General features: G+C 60.6%; 12 protein-coding genes. 3 read left to right on the top strand and 9 right to left on the bottom strand.

The annotated features are described in order from the left end of the window. Positions 1-268 precede the first annotated feature (268 nt). Both MKJ04_RS05940 and MKJ04_RS05935 read left to right on the top strand, forming a co-directional pair. Entirely contained in the window at positions 269-1,417 is a 1,149-nt protein-coding gene (locus MKJ04_RS05940) for a putative sensor domain DACNV-containing protein (RefSeq protein ID WP_241640209.1), read from the top strand. A gap of 161 nt (positions 1,418-1,578) precedes the next feature. Continuing rightward, positions 1,579-3,708 carry an FUSC family protein gene (locus MKJ04_RS05935; RefSeq protein WP_241640208.1) on the top strand — a complete coding sequence of 710 codons (2,130 nt, stop codon included), beginning with the start codon at positions 1,579-1,581 and terminating at the stop codon, positions 3,706-3,708. Positions 3,709-3,778: 70 nt separating this feature from the next. Here the strand turns inward: MKJ04_RS05935 and MKJ04_RS05930 are convergent, their stop codons facing one another. The 9 genes from MKJ04_RS05930 to MKJ04_RS05890 all read right to left on the bottom strand — a co-directional run bounded on the left by MKJ04_RS05930 (position 3,779) and on the right by MKJ04_RS05890 (position 15,362). Next, a complete protein-coding gene (locus MKJ04_RS05930) occupies positions 3,779-4,186 on the bottom strand; it encodes a hypothetical protein (RefSeq protein WP_241640207.1) in 408 nt (135 codons plus the stop codon). Between the two features lie 193 nt (positions 4,187-4,379). Further along, on the bottom strand, positions 4,380-4,703 hold the full coding sequence (locus MKJ04_RS05925; RefSeq protein WP_241640206.1) for a hypothetical protein: 324 nt from the start codon (positions 4,701-4,703) through the stop codon (positions 4,380-4,382). Between the two features lie 208 nt (positions 4,704-4,911). Beyond that, positions 4,912-6,318 (bottom strand): D-alanyl-D-alanine carboxypeptidase/D-alanyl-D-alanine-endopeptidase, encoded by a 1,407-nt coding sequence (gene dacB / locus MKJ04_RS05920; protein WP_241640205.1) that lies wholly within the window; start codon positions 6,316-6,318, stop codon positions 4,912-4,914. Positions 6,319-6,415: 97 nt separating this feature from the next. After that, complete coding sequence (locus MKJ04_RS05915; RefSeq protein WP_241640201.1) at positions 6,416-7,210, bottom strand: hypothetical protein; 795 nt, start codon at positions 7,208-7,210, stop codon at positions 6,416-6,418. A gap of 112 nt (positions 7,211-7,322) precedes the next feature. Continuing rightward, the gene (locus MKJ04_RS05910) at positions 7,323-8,909 is read right to left on the bottom strand and encodes a hypothetical protein (protein WP_241640200.1); all 1,587 of its coding nucleotides are present in this window, start codon (positions 8,907-8,909) and stop codon (positions 7,323-7,325) included. Positions 8,910-9,237: 328 nt separating this feature from the next. Next, entirely contained in the window at positions 9,238-9,651 is a 414-nt protein-coding gene (locus tag MKJ04_RS05905) for an EamA family transporter (RefSeq protein WP_241640199.1), read from the bottom strand. A gap of 139 nt (positions 9,652-9,790) precedes the next feature. Beyond that, complete coding sequence (locus MKJ04_RS05900) at positions 9,791-12,865, bottom strand: efflux RND transporter permease subunit (RefSeq protein ID WP_241640198.1); 3,075 nt, start codon at positions 12,863-12,865, stop codon at positions 9,791-9,793. Beyond that, positions 12,862-14,037, bottom strand: coding sequence for an efflux RND transporter periplasmic adaptor subunit (locus MKJ04_RS05895; protein WP_241640196.1), 1,176 nt, complete (start codon positions 14,035-14,037; stop codon positions 12,862-12,864). Before MKJ04_RS05895 ends, MKJ04_RS05900 begins: the two co-directional genes overlap by 4 nt. A 5-nt stretch (positions 14,038-14,042) precedes the next feature. Then, complete coding sequence (locus tag MKJ04_RS05890; RefSeq protein WP_241640194.1) at positions 14,043-15,362, bottom strand: TolC family protein; 1,320 nt, start codon at positions 15,360-15,362, stop codon at positions 14,043-14,045. A gap of 744 nt (positions 15,363-16,106) precedes the next feature. Between MKJ04_RS05890 and MKJ04_RS05885 the strand changes: the two genes are divergently transcribed. Then, the gene (locus MKJ04_RS05885) at positions 16,107-17,444 is read left to right on the top strand and encodes an MBL fold metallo-hydrolase (protein ID WP_241640191.1); all 1,338 of its coding nucleotides are present in this window, start codon (positions 16,107-16,109) and stop codon (positions 17,442-17,444) included. The last annotated feature ends 204 nt before the right edge of the window (positions 17,445-17,648 follow it).

Genomic DNA, 17,648 nt, shown 5'->3' with positions numbered 1-17,648 from the left:
AAGCAGGGGACACAATAGGTTAACGGGTACGCGTTGGGGCAGGCCGCAGCGCGGTGCGAGGCCGAGACACGCCATACCACTCCCAAGGTAAGGCATTTTTAGGAAACACGCCCCCCTTAAACTTTCAGCCAGCCGCCCGGTTGTTCCAGCATGGCGCTCCAGAAGCACTGCCCCCGGCTCCATACCCTTCCGCTGCTATTGGCGGAAGGGTATGGAGCCGGGGGCAGCAGCAGTGTACAGTTTGGCGCAAACAACCGTAAACAGGAGCATGAATCAGAAAATCACCTACCAGGCGGCCCGTGCTGTGGCGGCAACCATAGAAGACCATTTTGCACGCCATCTGGCCGCGGCCCAGCTGCGTGGCGAGACGGCGCTGGCACCCCACCCGCAGGCACAGGCCATCGAGGCGATTGTTGACGCGGCCTTTTGGGCGAGCCTGCTGCGCGAAGAAGGGATATCGCCCAAAATATCGCTGGCCTACCTGCCGCCCCGGCAGGCAGAGCAGCCCATGCTTTTTGAGCAGCGCCTGCCCCTCACCCCCGACATCCTGACCAAGCTTGCCCCCGCCGTGGAGCGCCCCGGCATCCACCTGGGGGTATGGAGCGAGGACGGCACCCTGTATATATGGGGCACCACGCGCAAGATTCCCAGCATCTGCTTTGTGCTGGAGGTGGTGGAGCCGGGCCTGCTCGTGATCAAGCACCGCCGCATCGCCAGGTATGGCAAGTTCGCCAACGTGGCCGTGCTGAAGGGAGAGCAGGTGAAAGTGGTGGACGGCAACAGCAACAGCACCACCGACAGCTCCGACCTGCTGACCTCGATGCTCGGCTTCACGACGCCCGCCCCCTCTTCCCGCGACCATGCCGCCAACGTCCTCATCCAGCTGGCCGTGTCGATGCGCAACCACGGGCGCGGGGGGTCGCTGCTCATCGTGCCGGCGGGCTCTACGGCGTGGCAGCACTCCATTATCCACCCCATCCCCTATGCCGTGGCCCCCGCCTTTAACGGCCTGGCCGACCTCTTGAACCAAAGCACGCAGGAGATTGGCAGCACGCAGTGGCAGAGCAGAGTCCAGCGCACCGTAGACGCGATTTCCGGGCTGACGGCAGTAGACGGGGCCACCATCATAAGCGACCGGTATGAGTTGCTGGCCTTTGGGGCCAAAATCGGCCGGCCCGAGGGGAATGTGCCCGTCGCGCAGATCCTCATCTCCGAGCCGATCGTAGGTGATGCGGCCGCCGTGGTGCACCCGGCACAGCTGGGCGGCACGCGGCACCTGTCGGCGGCGCAGTTCGCCCACGACCAGCACGATGCCCTGGCGCTGGTCGCCTCGCAGGACGGCCGCTTCACGGTATTTTCATGGTCTGCGGCGCAGGAGGTGGTGTCCGCCCACCGCATCGACACGCTGCTGCTCTGAGCAGGCAGCGCCTTGCGCCACCGGTCCCGCCACACTCCCGGCAGGTATAATTTAGACGGCCAAAGCAGGTGAATTTCTTTAACTTCGCGCCAGGTCAGGTTTTGGGCCCTATACCATGCCCGAGAACAGGTATAGCCTGCCCCCCTCAGAAACAAGCATGCATGAATAGCGAAACATGGACGGCGAAACGCTTTTTCTTTAGCGAGTACTTTGCGGAGGGAGTGCGCACCACCCTGGGGGTGCTCACGCCGGCGCTGGTGTTCGTGCAGCTGGGGCACCTGCAGCTGGGCTTGCCCATGGCCATAGGTGCCCTGGCCGGCAGCCTGACCGATGTGCCGGGGCCCGTGCCGCACAAGCGCAACGGCCTGCTCATCTATACCCTGGTGGTGTTCTCGGTGGCGGTGCTCATCGGGTATGCCCACGCAAGCATGGTGGCGATGGGCGCCGCGATCCTGGTTTTGTGCTTTGTCCTGTCCATGTTCTCGGTGTATGGCAACCGGGCCGCGCTGGTGGGCACCGCCGGCTTGCTGGTGCTGGTGCTGGTGATGGGCCTGGCCCCGGAGAACGTCTTGGTGTTTGGGGGCATGCTGGCGGCGGGCGGCCTCTGGTACCTGCTCCTGAGCATGGCCTTCTCCCGCATCCTGCCCTACCGCCCCGCGCAGCACGCCCTCGGGGAGTGTATCCGCGAGACGGCCCGCTTCCTCAAACTGAAGGCCGAGTTCTACAGCCTCTCCACCAACCTGGACGACGATTACAGGAAAGTGATCATGCAGCAGACGGTGGTCAGCGAAAAGCAGGATGCCGTGCGGGAGCTGCTGCTGCGGGGCCGCATGCTCTCGAAAGAGGCCACGCCCCGCGACAATGTGCTGGTGCTGACGTTTGTGGACGTAGTGGACCTGTACGAGCAGATCGCGGCCATACAGTACGACTACTCCGCCATGCGGCATGAGTTCGCGCATACCGGCACGCTGGAGCACATTGGCCGGATGGTGCGGCTGCTGGCCGACGAGCTGAACGAAATCGGCTGGGCCATACAGTCCGACACGCGCTTCAGGCACCGCTTTACCCCCACCCGCGAGCTGGAGCAGCTCACCGCCCAACTACAGCCCACTGCCGGAAACGCCAGCCTCGTCCTGAAGAAGATACTGGCCAACATGCAGTATATGGCCCGGTGCATCGAGGGGTTGCAGCGCTATTTCACCCCGGAGCAGCCCGTTGTGCTCGCTGACCGGAAGGAGGTGCTGGAGTATGCCCGCTTTGTGTCCAGGCAAGGGTATGACCTCAAGATTTTCCGCGACAACCTCACCCCTTCCTCGTCTATTTTCCGGCACTCGCTGCGGGTGGCGCTGGTCTGTCTGTTCGGCTACCTGCTCACCAAGGCGCTGCCCCTGGGCCTCCACAGCTACTGGGTTTTGCTCACCATCATCGTGATCCTGAAGCCCGCCTTCAGCCTGACCAAGCAGCGCAATTACCAGCGCCTGGTGGGCACGGTGATAGGCGGCGGTCTCGGCGTCCTGATTCTGGCTGTGGTGCAGGACCAGGTGATCCAGTTCGGGCTGGTGGTGCTCTTCATGGTTGCCACGTTTAGCCTGCAGCGCATCAGCTACTTCCTGAGCGTGGTGTTCATGACGCCCTTCATCCTGATTATCTTCGGCTTCCTAGGGGGAGCCAACCTCACCATCGCCCGGGAGCGCATCGTCGACACGCTGCTGGGCTCGGCCATCGCCTTCACGGCGAGTTACCTGCTGTTCCCCAACTGGGAGTCGGAGAAGCTGAGCGGACTGATGCTGCGGGTGCTGCAAGCCAACAGGAGCTACCTGCAGCAGCTTGCCGCCTGCGTGGCTGGCGAGGCGGTGCGGATGACCGAGTACAAGCTTGCCCGGAAAGAGGTATACGTGAGCGCCGCCAACCTCTCTGCCGCCTTTCAGCGCATGGTGTCGGAGCCGAAGCAGAAACAACGCAACGTAGACAAGATCCAATCCTTCCTGGTGCTCAACCACATCCTGTCCTCTAACATCGCCTCGCTCACGTCAGCGCTGCTGGCCGGGGAGCCCCGCCCATACCTACCCGAGCTGCTGCTGCCCATTGGGCAGGCGGAGGCGGCCCTGCGGCAAAGCGTACGGCGGCTCTCGGGCCAGGGTATGGAAACAGATGCACTCGCCCCGGCCTCGCCCACGCCAGACACACCCACCACGCTGAACGAGGAGGGCAGCCTGCTGCGGGACCAGCTGGCGTTTGTACAGAAAGTGAGTCAGGATATCTGCAAAACGACAGAAGCCATACCCGGCTGAGCATGACTCCTGCCAGGTATGGCTTACCTGTAGTGTATGCCGCCGGCATACACTATCCCGCTGGTTTACGCTATGCCCTGAGCCAGGCCAGGGCTTCCTCGTAGTTCGTAAAGTTCTTCACCATAAAATTGGTGAGGCCCAGCGCCTCTGCCCTGGTCACCACCGACTCCAGCGCGATCCGGTGGAAGACGGTGGTTGGCAGCACCCGGGCAAGCTTTTTCAGGAATGTATGGGAAAGCATCTTGTAAAAATCGGTAGCAAGCCAGTCTTTAGACGCCGCGCTTAGCACCCCAATGCTCTGCCCGCAGCTCAGGGCCCGCTCCACGCCTGTGTCGCGCAGCACCTCGTATAGTTTCCTCCCGCCGAACTTCATCTCCACCTCATCTATTTGCCTGAGCCACGCAGACCGGAGTATGTTTGCCTCCAGGTCTACCTCAATCCTATAAAATTCTGATTCGTACGCTGTTGTGTAAGGCATAATTCCGGATGTTTACAGATGAAAAATAATTGCGCATGGGCTCGTGCCCGAAAGAAAAAGCCAGTTTACCGGCACGCCTTTCCATATATAGGCGTCTGTCTGCCGGGCTCTACTCCCCTGATCAGTTTCAGGGAGCTACAAACAAAAAAACCCCCGCAGTACGGAGGCTTTTGTCCTGGCTAAAAGTTGTGTGCTACTTTTCTGTTCTTTCACTTGCGTCAGCGCCTTTCTCGTTCAGTCTTACCACGCCGGTCTGGCCCTGCGCGTTGGTCATGGTTACCTCATACACAGCCTTGCCGGCCTCGTCGGCTGCGGAAACCTTGTAGATGTCGCCAATCGTCCATGCCTGGTACGTGTCGCTTTTCAGGGTATGCTGCACCGGCTCCGGTAGCTGCTCCTGCGTCACTTTCTCTTTCTGGCCCTGCTGTACCGGCGTTTGCCCGGCCTGCGCCATGGCTTCTGGAGTGGAAAAACCCCATACGGCAACGGCTGCCACAAAAAATGCAAATCGTTTCATAGATGTAATAGGTATGTGATGCCCTGTCTACTCGCAGAACCATGCCAAAAACCCTATATATATCATAAGGCACTGACATACATGAATTTATGGTCTTAATAAACTTCCTGGCGGTGATCAGCTAGGGTGCTGAGAATGGGCAAGGGGCTCCACAACCTGGGGCATTTCACCACAGGGTGTGGAGCCCCTTGCAGGTATGGCGAGGGGCTTATTTCAGCACATCCAGCACACCATACATCTTGCGCACCAGCGTGCCCGACGGCCCGTTGTAGTTGTTTACCAGAAACGAAAAGGCATACTCCCTCCCGTCTTTGCCCCGGTGGTAGCCGCAATACCCTTTCACGCCCTGCAGGGTGCCGCTCTTCATCCTCATACCATTGTACACGGGCAGGGAGGTATAAAAACCCTCGAACCAGGGCTGTTTGCGGGCATGCTGCAGCACGCTTACCTGGGCATGCGCCGTCACGCGGTTCAGGGGGGAGAGGCCGGAGCCGTCCATCAGACACAGCTCCGTGTCCGGGATTCCGCGCTGCTTCCAAAACTCCCGGACCAGCTCCGCCCCTTTGGCGGTTGCGCCTGCGCCCGCTTGTGCATGGGCCATGGTTTTCAGCAGGGCTTCGCCATACAGGTTGATGCTCTCGCGGTTGAAAAAGTACACGATGCTGTCGAGGGGCGGGGAGGTGATGGTATGAAACACGGTATACTTCCCGGCTTCCGCTGCCAGATCGCCCTCTTCCGTGATTTTGCGCGGAAGCTGCACGCCGCTCCCGGCCAGCGCCTCCTGCCAGGCGCTCACAAACTGCCCCGACGGGTCCGGCATGGCTCCCGATATGGTATACCTGCTTTGGTTGACGGGGATGGTGCCCCGGATGGTGCCGGTAGCGGATTGGATTGGGAAGTAGATGTAGGCTTTGTCGCCGGAGCCAGCCGCGGCCGAGGTAAGGGCAGACGTGAGCCGGTAGCCGCTGACCGGGGGCACCACGGCCGTGATGGCCACCGGGTCGCCAATGCTGCTGCCAGATTTCAGGGTCACGTCGAACTGGTTCTCACGCCAGTTCAGCTTGGCTGCCCCTGCCCCGTAATAGTTGCCGATGTCCTGCCATATCCAGCCATCGGGTATGGCTTCTGTCTGCCATCCGCTGTTGTCGAGGCGCACCGTGCCGAATGCCTTTATCCCTAGCTTTGCGGTGGCGCGGGCCAGCCCAGCCAGCACCGCGGCTTCTTTGGTGGAGGGCCAGCGCCAGCTGCCAAGCGTGGGGTCGCCGCCGGGCAGCACCAAGAGCGCCGCCGACGCGCCCTCCCTGCGGTAGGCAAAGCGGGTTTTATACCGGAAGTCCCGGCCCAGGAGTTCGTAGGCACTGGCGCTCGTGATCACCTTTTGGGTGGAGGCGGGCACAAGCCCGAGCAGCTCGTTCTTCCCGAACACCACCTCACCGGTTTTCGCGTCCACCACATACAGGGAGGCAATGCCGTTTCGCAGCTGCGGGTCTTTTGCAAAGGCCTCGAAGGCCGATGCGAGTTTTTGGGGTATGGTTTGCGCAATGAGTTCTGTCCCGCACAGGGTACAAAGCAGTAGGAGCAGCGCTTTCAGGGTTGGGAGTGTCTGGGACTTCATGCGGCAAAAATAGTTCGCGCCGTGATCGGGCGGATGTGTGTTCATCGGTATAAAACCGGCAGCCGTTCATCTGCCGGCCGGAGTGGGGTATGGCCTGTCAGAGCCGGGTATGGAGTTGGCGGATATGCCCGGCGACTGGCTTAACAAAATCATCGTCTTCCCAGTAAGCGGAGTGGCTCAGAGGCGTCAGGCCAGTGTTTATCTCGATGTCTTCCGTCACGGTTTCCGCATAGGCGTTCGGGAAGCCCTTGCTCAGGGGCTTCAGCGGCCACCCCAGGATGTCGTCGCGGTCGTAGAAGTTATACCATGCAAACTGGTCGTTTGGCTTCCGGATCGCCTCTACCTTTTCCAGGCCCGACACGAAGAGCGGGATGTTGCACCCCGACGTGACCATCAGTTGGGTGGTTTGCAGCTGCTGAAAGGCCGAGGGACGCTGGCCCTGCCAGATCCCGATGCCCTGTTGCGCATCCCAGATGTAGTTCGAGATGATCTGGCACCCCAGCGAGTGGGCGAGCACGACAACAGGCCGGTCCGCATCCCCCAGCTCTGCCCGCAGGGCATTGATGTTCCGCAGGATGGTGCGCTGGATACGCCTGTACGGGCTCTCCTCGTCTCCGGGCCTGAACTCGGAGGTGGCCGCGTCGCTGAGGAAGTTGAGGAAGAATTTCCGCAGCCAGCGCTGGTGCATCGGGTTGCCGCTCTCCCGCATGTTGGCCCACACGGTATCCTGATGCTGCTGGAAGTCGCCGTGATACCAGATCGACCTGAACGACAGGTCTTTGATCACGGCGTCGGGGAGCTGCTGGTAGAGGTTATGCTGCAGGTCGTTGGCATAATCGGGCTTCTGGTTGCCCATCCCATGGATCGTCAGTACTCCAAATTTTTTCGACATAGCTGAGGTATGGCGGCGATCAGTTTGCTTTTCCGCCATACCCTATACGCGCCCTCCCGAAAAGCGCCGCCGCCTTCAGCAGCATTTTCGGGCTTTCGCTCCCGGCGGTTGGCTACGGTCTGTTCTCGGGGCTGAAGTCCTTGAAGGTGCGGGCCACGTTCTCGTCTGTCGGCTTGTGCTTGTTCTGCCAGCCCGCGTCCAGCTCCAGCACCACCAGCCCCTTCAGGTTCATGGCGGCCACCAGCTCATCGGCGTCTTTCAGAAACTCGGGCTTGCGGCGCGACGATTTCAGGGCATACTTCCGGGCAAAGATATCGCCTTTGGTCTGCAGCTCGTTTCGTTTCTCGATGATGTAGTTCAGGCGCTCGATCAGGTCTTTGGTGGAACGGCCGATCACCTCCGTGGCCTCCAGCGTGCCGATGGTCATCACCATGGTCCCGCCAATGGCGGTGATTTTCTTGGAGGTGGCCGGCTCCTCCACCATCACCGGCGAAATGCCCGTGACCGCGCCCAGGGAGGCGTTAGTGAGGGAGCGGCCCTTTTTGCCTTTCCGGGCCCGGTTGTATTTCTTCTTCAGGTCTTTCTCCACTTCCTTCAGCTGCTCAATCAGGTCCCAGGCTTTCACCAGCGGGGCGCGGTACTCCTGGTAGAGCTTTTTGTCGCGCTCGGCCTCGTTCACGGCGTCTCGTATCGAGAAGGTCACCTTCCGTTCCTCGCGCTTGTTGGATTTGTCCATCACCACGAAGTTGATGGCAAAAGCCAGGGAGTCCAGCGGGTCTTTCACAAAGTCGTAGCCGGGCTTCCAGATAAACTCATACTGTGAGGGCGTGTTGCGCACCAGGGCGCTGGCCGGCACATCCGGGTTTTCGGACAGGAAGCTGAAGGAGGTGATGTCGCTCTCGCCGTTCGGGTCGTAAAGCTGGAACTTGATGTTGATCGTGGCGCCCTCCTCATACACAAACCGCTTCTGCGAGGGGATCATCTGGATGCTGGGGGGCAGGTCCTGCTGCGTCGGCTCAATCCGGAAAGCGCCTTTGGTGCGGGCTTTGTGCGGCTGGTCTTCCACGTAAAACTCCAGCAGGATGGGCTTGTTCTGCAGCTTCCGGAACTGGGTATACGAGGGCTTCCAGGTAAACTCGCCCTGCGTCGAGAGCCTGGCTCCCTCGGGCATCCCCTCCCCGATCGCCACAAAGGCCACCGGGTCGCCGTCATCGTCCTTCACCACCGACGACTCGATGGTATAGGTGTTCTGCGTGTTGTAGAGCACGTACAGCGGCTTGAGCTCCCCCACCACCGGCGGGCGGTTCACGTGCTTCACCTCCAGCTCCACTACCTGGCTCACGCTCTCGTTTTTCTCGTTGCGCACCTCAAATAGCAGCTGCACCTTCCGGCTGCCGCCCAGGCGGTCCACAAAGCTGTAGCTGGGTGTCCAGGAGAAATGGCCCAGCGAGTCGAAGGCGATGCCCTCCACCCTTCCCTGGCTTAGGGTATAGGTGGGCCGCGTGCCGGAGCCCCCTGCCGACTTCACCGTAAACTCCAGCGGCTCGCCTTCCTGCAGCACGTTCCATCCGGCTTTGGCAGGAAAGACAAGATGCAGCGGCGGCACCTTGGCCAGGGTGTCGGGTGCCGCTGTGTCCTGGGCGAAAGCCCCTGTGCAAAGCAGTGCTAAAAAGGGTACGAGAAGGAGGATGTTTTTCATATAGAAACCAGTGGAAGGATTCAGGCAGTGAATGAACCTTAAAGGTAATAAAGCGGACGTTACGGTGAAAACGCAACAGGCAAATATGTAAATCATCTTGCCTGCATCCTACTTCTTACCGCCTGGGGTACAATGGCATGCGGCGCGCCTCCAGCCGCACGGCAGGTGCCGGGAGCAGAAAGCAGAACGGCCGGGGAAAGGGCACATCAGCGTACTACACGCCTGAGCGGCAGTTGGGGCCGCCTATCCTCGAAAAACATAACGGCGACAGAGGAGCCAAAGGGTATACATTGGGCCGCATGCGGCACGCGGCAAGCCATACCCTCCCTCACAGGATAATGACAATCGTGCCTGCCGTAATCAGGGCCGCACCCAGCAGCACTTTGGGCTCCACCGGTTCGTTCAGAAACAGGAAAGCCAGCCCGATGGCGATGGCAACGCTCAGTTTGTCGACAGGGGCGACTTTGGACACGGGCCCTGTCTCGAGCGCCTTGAAGTAGAAGATCCAGGACAGGCCGGTGGCGATGCCCGACAGCACCAGAAACAGCAGGTTGGCGCGACTGATGGCCCTGAGCTCCCGCATGTCGCCGGTGACGGCCACAATGCCCCAGGCCACCACCAGCACGACCACTGTCCGGATGGCGGTGGCGATGTCTCCATTGATGCCTTTTACCCCCACTTTGGCCAGGATGGCTGTGAGCGCCGCGAAGAAGGCAGAGAGCAGGGCATAGTATTTCCACATAGGTTTAGGGTTTTTCGGTTGGGACGAGCGTGCATGTATAAAATTCATTCCTTGGGCTGCAAAATATCCCTCAAGGAATCTGAAGCGCATGTATAGATTCCGCTTCTAAAAAACGAATGTATACATGCGCCAACGAACCTTACCTTTTAACGGTTCTGCCGCCCCAGCGGTAATACAGCGTAGGCATAAACAGCAAGTTCAGTAGTGTAGACGTCAGGATGCCCCCCACGATCACCACCGCCATCGGGTACTCGATCTCCTGCCCCGAGCGGTTGCCGGTAAGGATGATCGGGAGCAGCGCCAGCACCGAGGTAAGGGCGGTCATGATGATGGGCATGATGCGCTCCTCGGCGCCCTGCATGATGAGCGCCTTGCCAAATGGCACCTGCTCGTTGAACTCCAGGAAGCGGTAGTGGCTGATGAGCATGATGGTGTTGCGGGCCGCGATCCCCAGCACCGTCACAAATCCGACGATGGAGCCCAACGACAACACGCCGCCGCTCAGCAAGGTGGCGACCACACAGCCCGTCAGGGCAAACAGCAGGCTGCCCATCACGAGCCCTGCCAGCCGGAAGGACTTAAAATCGGCATACAGCACCAGAAAAACGCCTACCAGCGAGATCAGGGAGATGCTCAGGAGCGTGTTGGCCGACCGCCGCTGCTCGGCATACTCCCCCAACAGTTCGGGATGATAGCCCGCCTCAAAGTCCATGGCGGCCACGCTGGCCTCAATGTCCCGGGCCACGCTGCCCAGGTCACGGCCTTTCACGTTACAGGTCACGTCAATCTTGCGGGAGGAGTTCTCGCGGGTGATCTCGTTGGGCGCGGGCACGATCCGGATGTCGGCCAGGTCGCGCAGCGGCACTTTCGCCCCGTTCGGCACGTCCACCAGCAGGTTGCGGAAAGCGTTGATATCGTTCCGGATAGCCGGCTCGCCCCATACTACCACGTCAAACACCTTCTGCTCCTGGTATACCTCCCCCACCTTGGTGCCCCGCATCAGCGTAGACACGGCCCGCGTCACATCGCCGGGCGAGACGCCGAACTGCAGCGCGGCGGCAGGCCGGAACCTGACCTGTATCTGCGGCACCAGCGTCTGCTGCTGCACTTTCAGGTCCGTTACGCCCTCCACGTTTTGTATACGGGCACCCATTTCGGTGGCTTTCGCATAGAGCGTGTCCAGGTCCGGGCCGTAGAGGCGCACGACGATGGAGGCGCTCGTGCCCGTCAGCACCTCTTTGATGCGCTCACGGAGATAGGTCAGCACGTCGCGGAAGAGGCCGGGGTAGCCATCGATGGTCTGCTGGATCTCAGCCACCGTGGCGTCGTAGTCCGGCACGTCGGGGTCCACGCTGATCCAGAGCTCCGTAAAGTTGGGCCCCACCACCTCGTCGGCCACCTCGGCCCGGCCGATGTGCGCCCCGAAGTTGCGCACGCCCTTTATGCCGCGCAGGTCTTTGCTCACCGCCACCGTGACGCGCTTCATGGCTTCCAGCGAGGTGCCCGGCTTCTCTACCCAGTGCATCAGGAAATCATACTCCTTGAAGTGCGGCAGGAACTCCTCTCCCAAAAAGGGCACCACCAGGGCCGAAGCCGCCAAGGTAACCGCAAGCGTGGCCACCACCCGTTTCGGGCGGGCGAGCAGCGCCGGCAGCAACCTCCTGTACCGCGTCTTCAGCCACGATGCCGCAGGCGGCTCTTTCTCGCGGAGCGGGGCAGTGGGCAAAAGCAGCAGGGAGAGTGCCGGCGTGAGGGTAAGCGCGATCAGCAGCGACACCAGGATGGCCGTGATGTAGGAGAGCGCCAGCGGCTGGAAAAAGGAACCGGCCAGGCCGGGCAGCATAAACACCGGCAGCAGCACCAGGGCCACAATCATACTGCCGTAAATCACGGCGCTGCGCACTTCCATCGAGGCCTCCAGCACTACTTTAAAGGCAGGTTCCGGGGTTTCTGCCATCCGGTTGAGGCGCAGCCTGCGGGCAATGTTCTCCACATCGATGATGGCATCGTCCACCACCTCGCCCAGCGCAATGATGAGGCCCGCCAGCACCATGGTGTCCAGGGTTTTGCCGGTATAGTGCAGCACCAGCGCCGCCCCCACCAACGAGCAGGGCAGCGCCGTGACGCTGATGAGCGCGGTGCGCCAGTCGTAGAGGAAGAACGCCAGCACCAGCACCACCAGCAGACAGCCCAGCAGCAGCGCGGTATTCAGGTGCTCCAGCGACATCTCGATGAAACTGGCCGGACGGAAAATGGTGGAATCCAGCTCCATGCCCGGCAGGCCGGGCTTCAGTGCGGCGAGGGCGGCCTCTACGTTGTGCGTTACTTCCAGGGTGTTGGCCCCGGGCTGCTTCTCCACGATCAGCAGGAGGCCGGGGCCGTCGTTAATGACGGCATCGCCGATGGGCGGGGGCGTGCCGATGGTGATGTTGGCCACATCGCCCAGCCGGATGATGTTTCCGTTTCGGGTGGAGACCGGCACCTGGGCCAGCGCCGAAACGCCTCCGATGCCTTGCGTGCTGGCGATGGCCAGCCGCTGGTTGGGGGTATCCATAAACCCGCCTCCGGCCAACTGCAGGGCACCGCTGGCGGCTTGTTGCACCTCGGCCATGGTGATGTTGTGGAGCCGGAGCCGCTCAGGTCTGATCAGGATCTGGTACTGCTTGTCGCGCTGGCCCCAGATGGCGACGTTGGCCACGCCGGGTATGGCCATCAGGCGCGGCCGCACATTCCAGCGGATGATGGTGGTCATGTCCATCTGCGAGAGCGAATCCGATGAAACGCCCACTTTCAGGATGCGGCTGGTGGACGAGAGCGGCGACAGCATAACAGGCGGGCGAGCCACCGAGGGCAGGGTGCCCGCCACCCGGGAGAGGCGCTCCTGCACGTGCTGCCGCGCCTCCATCACGTCAATCCCCTTCTCAAAATACAACACCACCGACGAGAGCCCCAGCACCGACTTGGAACGCAGCTTCTGCATTTGCGGCGTGCCGTTCAGCGCATTCTCCAGCGGGATGGTGATCAGGGCCTCCACCTCGGGCGTGGACAGGCCGGGAGCCTCGGTCTGCACTTCCACGTAGGGCGGGGCAAACTCCGGGAACACGTCCATGGGGGTGTTGCTGAGCCTATCGAAGCCCACGTACAGCAGCACAAACATCAGCGCCACCACAATCACGCGGAGCTGCAGGGACGAGGAAACCAGCCAGCGCATCATTTACCACCTCCAAACTCGGTCCCGAACAGCTCCGCCGCGCCGTCCGTCACCACGTTCATACCTGCCTCCACCCCTTTGGAGAGCACTGCCTGCTGGCCACGTATGGCGCTCACCTCCACCCGCTGGCGTTGGTATACCTGCGGCGCTGTCTGCACATACACCCACTCGCCACCGTTGATATCATACACCAGGGCAGCGTACGGCACCACCAGACCCTCCGCGCTTTCCGTGGTGGGCAAGGCCACCATCACCTTCTCGCCGGGGTAAAAGGCCTTGTCGGTGTTGGGGAAGGTATAGAACAGGTCGGTGAGGGCTGCTGCGCCGCCGCTGGCCACGGGCGTGGAGACAGGTATGGCCTCTCGTACCGCCTTGTCCGCCCCCGCCAGGCTCCTGACCTGCGCGGGCTGCCGCTGGTCTACTTTTTCCAGGTCGCCCATGTATACCGGCACCCGCACCCACACCGGGGAGAGGCCAGCGATGTCGAGCAAGGGAGTGCCAGCGGCCACGGTTTGCGTGGCGCTGGCGTACACCTGTTGGATCACGCCGCTGATGGGGGCTTTGATGATAAACACGGACTGGTTGACGGATGGCCCTGTGCCGCCCTGCAGGAGCTCCCGCTTGCCAGACGCATCCTGATAGGCTTTCCGGGCCACGGCCAGCTCGGCGTCTGCCTCCTGCTTCGAGCGCTCGCTCACGGCCCCGTCTTTCAGGAGCTGTGCCATGCGGGCGGCCTTGGCCTGGGCTGTTTCCAGCTGCACCCGGCGCATTTCCAGTTCCTGCGTATTGTTGGCAAGGTCGCCCTCGGCGGGGAGTATGGTCAGGCGGTAGAGCACCTGCCCCTGCTTCACGGCTTTTCCTGTCTGGGGTATGGCTGCCCCCTTTTGCAGGGCGAGCGTTCCCTTCATGGGGGCCGAGATGGTAGCCGCCTGCCCTGGCTCGGCCTGCACACTCCCGCCCACCTCCAGCATACCCGACACGGCCTCGCTGCCCACCGTCACTGTTTTGATGCCCAGGTTTCTCACTGCTTCCGGGGTAAGGGTAACAGAGGTCAGGGCTGCTTCTTTCACGGGAGAGGTTACCTCAGCAGGTGCTGTCTTCTCGGCCTCCGGCTGGTCTTTGCAGGCGGCGGTCAGCAGCGCCAGCGCCAGGAATAGGAACACGTTGTCTTTCATGCGCTCTAGTATATCACTTGTTGTCCGATAGCATAGTTCAGCTGCACGGCTGCCCGGTTGAGGGCGGCCGTGGCATCGACGATGCGCAGCTGCACGTCCGTGACTTGCAGCACGGTCTGCAGGTAAAAAAAGTACGACACCTCCCCGGCCTCAAAGGCTTTGCGCGCCTGCCCGGCGGTAGCCAGAACAGGTGCCTGGTTCTGTTGCCAGAGGGCTGCAGTTTGCCTTGCCGCCTGGTAGCGGGCCAGCGCTTCCTGCACCTCCAGCTGTACTTGCTGTTTGGCCACCACATAGCTGTAGGCGGCTTGCTCCATCTCGGCCCTTGCCCGCATGATGCGGCCCCGGTTCAGGTTAAAGACGGGCACGGGGAGCTGAAACCCCGGACCGAGCGCGAGTCCGCCCTCGTGCTCCCGGCGCGCGTTCAGAATACCTACGAAATTCAGCACCTTTGCCTTCTCCCAGCCGATCAGTTTCGCCTTTGCCTCTATGGCCAGGGCGGCCACCCGCAGCTCGGGCCGGGAGGCCAGCGCCAGGGGCATGAGCGTGTCCAATTGCGGGATCAGCGGGGCGGGAGGCGGTATGGGAGCCAGCTTCAGCGCATTCCCGGCACTGTCTATACCCATCAGGTTGTAGAGCCTGGCCCCTTGCAGGCTTTCCTCCATCACGAACTGCAGCTGGTCATCGAGCGCGCGCAACGAGTCGGCGGTGGCGATGGAGGCTTCCATCTGGCTGAGGTCACCGGCGTTGTAGCGCTTGCGCGTGATGCTGGCCATCTCGCTGCGAAGCCGGCTGCTCTCAGCCCCTACCCCGGCACGTTGCTGGGCGTAGGTATACGCCACGTACGCCAGCTTCACATCCCGGATCAGGCGCAGCCCCAGCGCCACGAGGTTCTCGGCCGTGCGCTCGGTCTCGAGGCGGCTGGCCTTCACCCGGAGGGGGCGCTGCCAGAGCACGTCGAGCGAGAAATTCAGGGTACCCTTCAGCACGTCGGTGCCGGTGGGGAAGATGACGTTCAGGAGAGGGTTGGGCAGTTGCCCGGCTTCAATCAAATCGGCCTGCGCGATGGAGATGCTCAGCAGGTCGGCCTGGAACTGCGCGTTGTTGAAAAGCGCGATGGACACGGCTTCCTGCTGCGTGAGTCCGTCCTGCAGGTTCACACCCTCTGGGAGCAAGAGGAGGCCAGGTTCGGCCTGTTCCCCCACCGCACCGTGGCGCTGCGCGGCAATTTTCTGCCCGACATACGTCCTATCGAAAGAGGACGTGCGAACGCAGCCGCTGAAGAGGAGGGCGCTGAGTAAGACTGAAGCTATTGTTCTCTGTCGCATTATAATCGCTTTTTTTACGCTCTCCCCACAACCCCTTTTATACCGTCCTACTATTATCACACCTTTTGTAAAGCCCGGTTAGCATCGGCAACTTAAATCTCGGACCAAAATAATCTGCTAACTTTAACAACCGCTGTTGGCCTGCTGTTGAAGGCACGCAGCAAGGGAGAAGGAAGCTTTTGGAATTGGTGCTGCGCGACAACTTCGCTAGCAGGCAACTGATTCGTGCCTCCAGCCACTAACCCCGATCAGAGCGCTTTTCTTCCCGCCCCTTTCCTTTTCCCAAAGACCTTGTGTAACCAATGCCGCAGGAGCCGGTAGTTCAATGGGTAGACTTTACAGCGTAATTTCTACATAAAAAATCAAACTAATGGCAGCAATTCCAAATGTTTGGGAGGTATACCTCCGACGCTGCTTCTTTTTTGCCTTATATGCGCTATACCCCCGATTTGCTTTAACAGGAATTTGGCGGCCTGAGAATAGCTTTACGCCAAGCGCGCGCGAGACTCTTTTGGACGAAGGGGCAGGAATTTCAGGCGGATGCCGTTTTGGGTGCAGGTAGTGCCGCCGAAAAAAAAGGTATAAAATCAGCCCCGCCGCCGCTGTGTGACAAACGTCACAGTACCGGGGGCGAAAGCATCGTACTTTTGTAAGTATAAAGCAGCTGCACATTCGCGGCTTCACCCAAGGGCAGGCACAACATCCGGCCCTATAAACTGGACAACAAACCAAAACTGATTATTTATGAAGATTAAACAGTTTGAAGATAAAGGCCTGGCGCATTACTCGTATGCCATTCTGAGTGAGTGCGCAGGCGAGCTTGTTTTGATAGACCCGGCCCGCGACCCGCAGCCATACTATGCTTACGCCGAGGCAAACAATGCCCGGATTGTGGGCGTGATCGAAACGCACCCCCATGCCGACTTTGTGAGCGCGCATTTAGAGATCCACCAGAAGACAGGGGCCACGATATACGCCCACAGCCTGGTAGGCGCAGATTACCCGTTCGAGGCTTTTGACGAAGGCGCGGAGCTGGAGATCGGAAAGATCAAGCTGAAATCGCTGCACACGCCCGGCCACTCGCCCGACGGCATCAGCATTGTGCTGGAGCACGACGGAAAGGACAAGGCCGTGTTTACTGGCGACACCCTGTTTATTGGCGATGTGGGCCGCCCCGACCTGCGCGAGAGCGCCGGTAACGTGACCGCCAAAAGAGAGGAACTGGCCCGCGACATGTACCACAGCACCCGCGACAAGCTGATGAAGCTGGCAGACGATGTGTTGGTATACCCTGCGCACGGAGCCGGAACGCTTTGCGGAAAAGCCCTGAGCGAAGCCAACAGCAGCACCATCGGCGCTGAGAAAATGGGCAACTATGCCCTGCAGCAAATGACGGAGGAGGCTTTTGTGAAGCTCATTACCGAAGAACAGCCGTTCGTGCCGAAATACTTTGGGTATGATGTGGCCCTGAACAAGAAAGGCGCTCCGGCTTACCGGCAAAGCATCGAAAAAGTGAAGCGGCTGGAGAAGAACTTCACACCGGAAGCAGGCGCGATCATCGTGGATACCCGCGACCAGCAGACGTTCAAAAAGAGCCACCAGGAAGGCGCAATCAACATACAGGAGGGAGCCAAATTTGAGACCTGGCTGGGAAGCATCGCAGGCCCTGAGGAGCAGTTCTATTTAGTGGCTGCCGATGAGGAGCAACTGGTAACCGTGATCGCGAAATCAGCCAAGATCGGGTATGAGGCGCTGATAAAAGGAGCCTTTGTGCTGGATGCCGAGGCGGCGGTTGACTCTCCAAAGATTGACCTTGCTGACTTCAAGGAAAATCAGGATAAGTATACCATCGTGGACATCCGCAACGCATCGGAGGTAAAGAGCCAGAAGTTCTTTAAAGACTCCATCAACATTCCGCTGCCGGAGTTGCGTGAGCGCGCCAACGAGATACCGAACGACAAGCCTGTGGTGGTGCATTGCGCTGGCGGCTACCGTTCTGCGGCTGGTAGCAGCATCGTGGAATCCGCCTTGCCTAAAACCAAAGTGCTGGACCTAAGCGAAGCCGTGAACGACTTCAAATAAGAAACGGGTTAGCCTATGCATGCTCTCGCTCGCCTCTGGCGAGTGTGCGTCATTGTTCGGCCTCTGGCCGCTGCAAAAAACACACGTGGCGGGACGCCTCTGAAAATCTCACACTCGCCAGAGGCGAGCGAGGGCAAGCATTCAAATAAAAAACAGATTACTTTATACCCCTGATACACAAACCAGTATGGGCATACATTTGCC

It is taken from the genome of Pontibacter sp. E15-1 (genome assembly GCF_022601975.1).
GTDB lineage: Bacteria > Bacteroidota > Bacteroidia > Cytophagales > Hymenobacteraceae > Pontibacter.
The sequence above is the reverse complement of the archived record's forward strand: the minus strand, read 5'-3'. Positions and strand labels throughout refer to the sequence as shown.

Excerpts from the sequence above, each read along its gene's own strand:
- MKJ04_RS05885 (WP_241640191.1), top strand. The coding sequence starts at position 16,107 with ATGAAGATTAAACAGTTTGAAGATAAAGGCCTGGCGCATTACTCGTAT.
- MKJ04_RS05925 (WP_241640206.1), bottom strand. The coding sequence starts at position 4,703 with ATGAAACGATTTGCATTTTTTGTGGCAGCCGTTGCCGTATGGGGTTTT.
- MKJ04_RS05905 (WP_241640199.1), bottom strand. The coding sequence starts at position 9,651 with ATGTGGAAATACTATGCCCTGCTCTCTGCCTTCTTCGCGGCGCTCACA.
- MKJ04_RS05940 (WP_241640209.1), top strand. The coding sequence starts at position 269 with ATGAATCAGAAAATCACCTACCAGGCGGCCCGTGCTGTGGCGGCAACC.
- MKJ04_RS05895 (WP_241640196.1), bottom strand. The coding sequence starts at position 14,037 with ATGAAAGACAACGTGTTCCTATTCCTGGCGCTGGCGCTGCTGACCGCC.
- dacB (WP_241640205.1), bottom strand. The coding sequence starts at position 6,318 with ATGAAGTCCCAGACACTCCCAACCCTGAAAGCGCTGCTCCTACTGCTT.
- MKJ04_RS05935 (WP_241640208.1), top strand. The coding sequence starts at position 1,579 with ATGAATAGCGAAACATGGACGGCGAAACGCTTTTTCTTTAGCGAGTAC.
- MKJ04_RS05890 (WP_241640194.1), bottom strand. The coding sequence starts at position 15,362 with ATGCGACAGAGAACAATAGCTTCAGTCTTACTCAGCGCCCTCCTCTTC.
- MKJ04_RS05900 (WP_241640198.1), bottom strand. The coding sequence starts at position 12,865 with ATGATGCGCTGGCTGGTTTCCTCGTCCCTGCAGCTCCGCGTGATTGTG.
- MKJ04_RS05910 (WP_241640200.1), bottom strand. The coding sequence starts at position 8,909 with ATGAAAAACATCCTCCTTCTCGTACCCTTTTTAGCACTGCTTTGCACA.
- MKJ04_RS05915 (WP_241640201.1), bottom strand. The coding sequence starts at position 7,210 with ATGTCGAAAAAATTTGGAGTACTGACGATCCATGGGATGGGCAACCAG.
- MKJ04_RS05930 (WP_241640207.1), bottom strand. The coding sequence starts at position 4,186 with ATGCCTTACACAACAGCGTACGAATCAGAATTTTATAGGATTGAGGTA.